Origin of the sequence: uncultured Sphingomonas sp., assembly GCF_913778135.1 — a bacterium.
Lineage (GTDB): Bacteria > Pseudomonadota > Alphaproteobacteria > Sphingomonadales > Sphingomonadaceae > Sphingomonas.
Genome location: NZ_CAJYVU010000124.1, coordinates 1 through 6,964 on the forward strand (window position 1 = coordinate 1; position 6,964 = coordinate 6,964).

The 6,964-nt window shown below is 65.4% G+C and carries 6 protein-coding genes; 2 read left to right on the forward strand and 4 right to left on the reverse strand.

The genetic code is table 11. The annotated features are described in order from the left end of the window. The coding region (locus tag QZ847_RS11505) for an NAD(P)-dependent oxidoreductase (protein WP_294356609.1) at positions 1-626 on the forward strand (626 nt) is incomplete at its 5' end. On the opposite strand, the gene QZ847_RS11510 is transcribed toward QZ847_RS11505, so the two are convergent. From QZ847_RS11510 to queF, 4 genes are all read right to left on the reverse strand, one after another. Then, on the reverse strand, positions 623-994 hold the full coding sequence (locus QZ847_RS11510; protein WP_294356612.1) for a hypothetical protein: 372 nt from the start codon (positions 992-994) through the stop codon (positions 623-625). The two genes, QZ847_RS11505 and QZ847_RS11510, sit on opposite strands and share 4 nt — an antisense overlap. Before the next feature lie 100 nt (positions 995-1,094). After that, complete coding sequence (locus QZ847_RS11515) at positions 1,095-2,423, reverse strand: glycoside hydrolase family 130 protein (protein WP_294356614.1); 1,329 nt, start codon at positions 2,421-2,423, stop codon at positions 1,095-1,097. Next, entirely contained in the window at positions 2,424-4,697 is a 2,274-nt protein-coding gene (locus tag QZ847_RS11520; RefSeq protein WP_294356616.1) for a glycosyltransferase family 4 protein, read from the reverse strand. A gap of 119 nt (positions 4,698-4,816) precedes the next feature. Continuing rightward, complete coding sequence (queF, locus tag QZ847_RS11525) at positions 4,817-5,269, reverse strand: preQ(1) synthase (protein ID WP_294356618.1); 453 nt, start codon at positions 5,267-5,269, stop codon at positions 4,817-4,819. Positions 5,270-5,352: 83 nt separating this feature from the next. Between queF and QZ847_RS11530 the strand changes: the two genes are divergently transcribed. Further along, positions 5,353-6,964 (forward strand): class I tRNA ligase family protein (locus QZ847_RS11530; protein WP_294356620.1); only part of this gene is annotated, 1,612 nt, incomplete at its 3' end.

Consider the following 6,964-nt stretch of genomic DNA (forward strand, 5'->3'; position numbering starts at 1 on the left):
GCGCGCGATCGGGGCTGGTCCACGTGGTGAGCGCGACGATCGCGGTCGATTTCGCGCGCGAACTGGCCGCCGCGCATGAGGCAGCGGGGCTCGGCTATGTCTCCGCCCCGGTGTTCGGGCGGCCGGATGCGGCGGCCGCGGCGAAGCTCAACGTCGTCGCCGCGGGTAAGCATGACGCGATCGCTCGGGTTCGGCCGCTGCTCGACGCGATCGGCCAGCGCACCTTCGTTCTGGGTGAGGAGCCGCACCAGGCAAACGCGGCAAAAGTCGCGGGCAACATGCTGATCGCGATGACGATCGAGGCGCTGAGCGAGGCGATGACGCTGACCGAGGCGCACGGGCTGTCGCGCGCCGATTTCCTCGAGATCGCGACGGGTACGCTGTTCGGCTGCCCGGCCTATCACACCTATGGCGGCAAAATCGTCGCGGAGGATTACGAACCCGGCTTTGTCATGAAGCTGGGATTGAAGGACCTGCGGCTGGCGACCGCGGCGGGCGAGGCGTCGGGGCGTGCGCTGCCGATGCTCGATGCGGTGCGCGGACAGATGGAACGCGCGATCGACGCTGGCATGGCGGCGCGCGACTGGAGCGCAGTGGCGGACTATACGATCAACGGCGAGCGCTAGCGATCAGGCGTGGGTGCGTCGGTGTGGGCGGTCCACCGGCGCTTGACCCGCCGCAGCAACGCCTCAGCCACCCTAACGCCGACCGCGACGTAATAGAGGGCTATAGAGCCGAGCAACATCGCGAGTGCGGGCACGAGCGCGAGCCCTAGACCGGGCGGGCCCTCGCCATCGTCGTGCGCGGCGAAGAAGAGCAGATTACCCGACATCCAGGTGAGCAGCAGCGCGAGCGGCAGGTAAAGCAGGTGCGCAGCCCAGCGCGGGATGCGCCGGCCGGCCTGATGCCAGAACCATAATGCCAGCAACGCCGGTCCGAACAGCGCGGTGACATATGCGCCAGCACCAAGCACGAAGAACGCCAAACCAGCCATCGGGCAGAGCTTGTCACAGTGGTGACGCCCGGTCGAGGGAACGGGCATTGTCACCGCAGCCCTGACAATACGGCGATGCCCGAGAGCACCGCCGCGCGCGTCACATCGCTTTCAGCAGTTCCGCGATCTCGACGAAGGCGAAGCCGACCGAGCTGTCGGCGATGCCATAGGGCATGAACAACTTGTCGCCGTGCCGCATCGCGCCGCAGGTGTAGACGACGTTCGGAACATAACCCTCACGGTCCTGATCGGCGGCGGCGAGGATCGGTTGCTGCGTGCGCCCGATGACCTTTGACGGGTCGTCCTTGTCGAGAAGCGCGGCGCCGATCGAATATTTGCGCATGGCGCCGACGCCGTGCGTCAGCAACAGCCAGCCCTCGTCGAGCTCGATCGGCGGACCGCAATTGCCGATCTGCACGAACTCCCATGGATATTCGGGTTTCAGGATCAATTGCCCGTCGTCCCAGTGCGTCAGGTCATCGGTCGAGAGCAGGTACAGGTTCTCGCCGTCCTGCCGCCCGATCGAGAGGTAGCGCCCGCCGACCTTGCGCGGGAACAGCGCAATGCCCTTGTTGCGTGCTGCGGTGCCCGTCATCGGCACGAGGTCGAACGCGCGGAAATCGCGGGTGCGCAACAGCTCCGACTGGATCGTCGCGCCGTTGTACGCGGTGTAGGTGCCGAGCCACTCGATCGCACCATCGTCGTGCGTGAAGTGGACGAGGCGCAAATCCTCCAGCCCCTTCGACTGCGCGTCGGTGATCGGAAAGATGACCGTGCCCGACAATGTGCTGTCGCGGTGGCGGTAGACGGTGACGGGTCCGGTCGGCACCTCCTCCTCGTCGCTGCCGACCGCGTCGGCGGCGGTCGCGAAGGGAGGCTCGGGCGCGAGCTTCAGCTCATTGTCCTCGCCGATGATGCCCTCGCGAAACGCAACGGAAGAGATGTGGCCCTCACCCACCGAGCGTAAGCTCATCAAAATCCGCTGCGACCCCGGCGACATGCCCGACTGATCGGGATGCGGCACCGCGCTAGGATTCATCAATGCGGCAGCGGCGTAGCTGTATTCATGGCAGAAATAGGCGCCGATCAGCTGGCGCTTCTCGTCGTCGATCTGACTGCCGTCGAGCCCGTGCGCGGAGGCGATCTCGTCGTAGCGCGTCATGAACACGCGCCGCGTCTGCCAGTGACGCGCCTCGAAGTCCTTGAGCACGAGCTCGAGCTGATCGCGCGTCTGCTGCGCGTCCATTTCGAGCACTTCATTGATAAGTCGCTGCGACCGGCTGATGCCGCTGCCATTGGCGAGCCAGCCGATATGAAACGGACGCACGACGACGCGCGACGGGTCTGCGTGCAGGCGCAGCCGGTGATTGAACAGATCCAACGGGAATACGCCTCGCGATTTAACTCGTCTGTGCGGCGCGTGCCGCATTCACGCGGCGACGCGTTCCTTCCCTGCCACGCCTGCTGCCCGTTTTGAAAGCCCTGAAATCGCGCAGGACGCCAATTGCAGCGCGAGAATGCTCTCCGCGCCCTGGTTGCGGTTTAGCCCGGCAGGCATCAGGCCATCGAAACAGCCGCCGTCCTTTGCCGTCGCGAGCGGCAGGTCGAGGTCGTTGACGCCCAGGAACCAGTTGTACCCGCGCGTCGCCTCAGCCAGCCAGTGGCGATCGCCGGTGGCGTCGAACGCCGCCGCACACGCCTCAACGGTCGCCTGCGCCTCAAGCGGTTGCTGATCGTGCGGCAGCGGCTCGGCATATTCGCGACCAAAACTTTCCGAGCCGATGGCGCGAAAATGTCCTTCGGGCGAGGTCTGCTTCGACATGATCCAGGTCAGCGTCTCAATTCCGCAATCAATCAGGTCCTGCCGACCGAGCGCGTGGCCGGCGCGGATCAGCGCCTCGGGCAGGCGCGCATTGTCGTAGGCGAGCACGATTTCGAACCAGCCCCATTCGGGCCGGCGCGCCGCGTCGAGCAAAGCCAGATGCTGGTCGGGAAAGCGCTCCAAAATCTCGAGCGCGAGCGGGTGGTTGGGCGAGGCCTGCAGCATCGCCGCGGCGCCCAGCATCGCGAACGATTGCGCGCGCGGACTGCCGAGTTCGAACGCGAGACTCGCCGTCATGTCGAACATCGCGGTCGCCCAGTCGCGATGCTTGGGCTCGACCGCGTCGCGCGCCGTGACGCCCAGCGCCCAGAGCGTACGACCGTTTGAGTCCTCCGACCCCACGTCCTCGCACCAGGTACGATCAAAATTCATGAAGTTGCGAAAACGGCGCTTGTCCGGGTTCCACGCATATTGGACGAACGACGCGTAGATCGTTGTCCACTTGTCGCGCGTTACCGCGTCGACGTCGGCCATTTGGCTCATCAGGATCAGCGCGCGGGCGTTGTCGTCGATGCAATAGCCGTGGCGGCGATCGGGGATCGAAAAGATCGAATGCTGGAGCATGCCGGTCGAATCGCTCATTCGTTCAACGGCGGCGAGGTCGGGAGGCAACACCTTTGGCGTCGGCACCGTCCCAGATGACAGGCGTTTGGGCTGCGCCTCGATGCTGCGTGCGACTTCGATCATGGCCTTCTCCGCCACGGCGGGCCAGATCATGGTGCGCCCCCGTGCATAGGCGCGCTGCGAGAGCCGGCCCAGGTTGCGCTCGCTGCCGAGCAGGTCGTTGATCTCGCGCGCAAAGGCGGCGACATCCTTGAAATCGACGAGGACACCGTGTCCGTCGGCGAGGATTTCGGTCGCGTGTACGTACGGCGTCGACACCACCGCTTTGCCGACGCCGACCGCGTAGGAAAGCGTCCCGCTCGTGATCTGCGCGGGGTTCAGGTACGGCGTCGCGTAAATGTCCGCGGCCTGGAGATAGTCGATCAGATCGTCGTGATCGACGAAGGCGTCGATGAAGGCGACGTTGTTATCGATGCCGAGGTCACGCGCCTGCGCCTTCAACCGGTCGCGGTACGCCTCACCCTCGTGAGCGACGAGGCTCGGGTGCGTCGCGCCCAGCACGACGTACATCGCGTCCGGGTGCTGCGCGACGACTGCGGGCATCGCCTCGATCACCGTCTCGATCCCCTTGCCGGGGCTGAGCAGGCCGAAGGTCAGGATGATGCGCTTCCCCTGCCAGCCGAACCGCGCCTTGAACGTGTCCGGTGACACGAACGCACGATCGGGAACGCCGTGCGGGATCACCGAAATCGATGACGGAGCAGCGCCGTAGACGCGCTGCAGGATGTCGCGCCCGCGCTCGGCCATCACGATCACCTTAGAGGCGCGGCGCAACAGCCCTTCCAGTACGGCACGCTCCTGCGTGCTCGGCTTCTCGAGCACGGTATGCAGCGTGACGATCAACGGCACGTTGGTGCGGTCGATCAGATCAAGGATGTGCGCACCCGCGTCGCCGCCGTAGATGCCATATTCGTGCTGCACCCACAAAGCCTGTGCGCCGCTCGCCTCGATCGCGCGCGCGGTGGCGAGATAGGCTGAGCGGTCGTGCTGCGGGATGGCGCCCGTGACCGCCTCGGGATAATCGTAGCGGCCGGGATGATCATCCATCGCGTAAACGTCGACGCGCAGATCGGGGTAGCGCTTTCGCAGCGCTTCGTAGGTGTCGGTCGTGAACGTGGCGATGCCGCACTTGCGCGGCAGGAAATTCCCGATCAGGGCGATATGCTTGACCGCGCCCGGTTCGACCGACTGCTTCATCCTTCAACCTTTGCTGACCCAGCGGCGCCCGGCGCGGACCTCCACCTGGCTCAACTAACGAGTTGATCAGACTTTGGTTGCACCATCATTTTGCAGTGCAACATGGATCAAGCGGAGCGTCAACCGCGACCGCGATAGCCGGGGACGCCCTGATCGGGCAGCCACAGTCCTTCGGGCGGCGTCCCCGATTGCCAGAACACGTCGATCGGCATGCCCCCGCGTGGGTACCAATACCCGCCGATCCGCAGCCAGCGCGGGCTCATCTCGCGGAACAGCCGCTCGCCGATGCCGACGGTGCAATCCTCGTGAAACGCATTGTGGTTGCGGAAACTGCCGAGGAACAGCTTCAAGGATTTTGACTCGACGATCGTTTCGTCGGGTACATAATCGATGACGAGATGCGCGAAGTCGGGCTGGCTCGTGACCGGGCACAGCGACGTGAATTCGGGCTGGGTGAAGCGGATCAGGTAGGTCTGGTTCGAACGCGGATTGGGGACGTAGTCGAGCACCGCTTCTTGCGGAGATGTGGGCAGCGGCACGGACTGGCCGAGGTGGGTCGGGGCAAGTGTCATGCGCGGCGAGATAGGTGCGCGCGTGGCCGGCGTCACCTGCCGTTTGTTTCGTGCTTCCTCCCGCGCTAAGGCGCGACCCGATCATGGCCGACCAACCCGACACCACGCGCGACTGGCGCGACACCGTCTTCCTGCCGAAGACCGACTTTCCGATGAAGGCAGGCCTCGCGCAGAAGGAGCCCGCGATCCTGGCGCGGTGGCAGCAGATGGGGCTGTACGACCGGCTACGCCGCGAGCGTGCCGGGCGGACACGCTGGATCCTGCACGATGGCCCTCCCTACGCCAACGGCGACATCCACATGGGCCATGCGATGAACAAGGTGCTGAAGGACGTGATCGTCCGCAGCCGTTCGCTGATGGGCTATGACGCGCCCTACGTGCCGGGCTGGGACTGCCACGGCCTGCCGATTGAGTGGAAGGTCGAGGAAGCCTATCGCGCGAAGAAGCTCGACAAGGACCAGGTGCCGGTCGACCAGTTCCGCGCCGAATGCCGCGCGTACGCCGACAAATGGGTCGCGGTGCAGGCGGACGAGTTCCAGCGGCTGGGCGTAATGGGCGACTGGGCCGACCCATACCTCACCATGAAATACGAGGCCGAGGCGACGATCGCGGGCGAGCTCTTGAAATTCGCCGAGAGCGGCCAGCTCTATCGCGGCGCGAAGCCGGTGATGTGGAGCCCGGTCGAGAAGACCGCGCTCGCCGAGGCCGAGGTCGAGTATGAGGACGTCGTGTCGACGCAGATCGACGTCGCGTTTGAGATCACCGAGGCGCCCAACGCACCCGAGCTGGTCGGCGCGCACGCGGTCATCTGGACGACGACGCCGTGGACGATCCCGGTCAATCAGGCGTTGGCGTATGGGGGAGACGTACATTACCACGTCTTCCAAGATGAAAGCGGACGCCGCTTCCTGCTAGCTTTCGATTTAAAGGAGCAATTTGAGCAGCGCTCAGGGCTAAGCCTGACGACAGTTCCAGACTCAATCGACGATAACGTTTCCGATCTGCAGAAGATCGTTCATCGACAGGTCTCAGGCTCACAACTCGCCGGCGCGCTCGCCCGCCACCCGATGCATCACCTCGGCGGGTTCTTCGCCAAGCCGCGGCCGTTGTTGCCGGGCGACTTCGTGACGACCGATGCCGGCACCGGGCTCGTCCACATGGCGCCCGACCACGGCGAGGACGACTTCCTGCTGTGCAAGCAATATGGGATCGAGCCGGTGTTCGCGGTTGATGGCGCGGGTTTCTACCGCGCGGACTGGGCGTGGCTGGGTGGCCAGGGCAGCGTCATCAACAAGAAGTTCGTGTCTGCCGAAGGGCCGATCTGCGCCGACCTGCGCGAGGTAGGCGCGCTGCTGGCGGCGTCGGATGACTTCAAGCACAGCTATCCGCATTCATGGCGGTCGAAGGCGAAAGTGATCCAGCGCGCGACCCCGCAGTGGTTTATTCCGATGGACCTGCCCGCTGGCGCGGCGCGGGCGGCGGGGATCTCAGGAGAGCAAGATCAGGCGGACCGTACCGGGCAGCCGCTCTCCCAACCCTCTCCTCGGGGGGAAGAAGGCTTTGATGGGGACAACGCACCCACCCTGCGCAACCTCGCGCTCGACGCGATCGCGCGGACGCGGTGGGTGCCGGCGCGCGCGGAGAACCGGATCACCGCGATGGTGGAGGGGCGGCCCGACTGGGTGATCTCGCGCC

Bases quoted from the DNA above. Each gene is read 5' to 3' on its own strand.
- QZ847_RS11510 (WP_294356612.1), bottom strand. From the start codon at position 994: ATGGCTGGTTTGGCGTTCTTCGTGCTTGGTGCTGGCGCATATGTCACC.
- QZ847_RS11515 (WP_294356614.1), bottom strand. From the start codon at position 2,423: ATGCGGCACGCGCCGCACAGACGAGTTAAATCGCGAGGCGTATTCCCG.
- QZ847_RS11520 (WP_294356616.1), bottom strand. From the start codon at position 4,697: ATGAAGCAGTCGGTCGAACCGGGCGCGGTCAAGCATATCGCCCTGATC.
- queF (WP_294356618.1), bottom strand. From the start codon at position 5,269: ATGACACTTGCCCCGACCCACCTCGGCCAGTCCGTGCCGCTGCCCACA.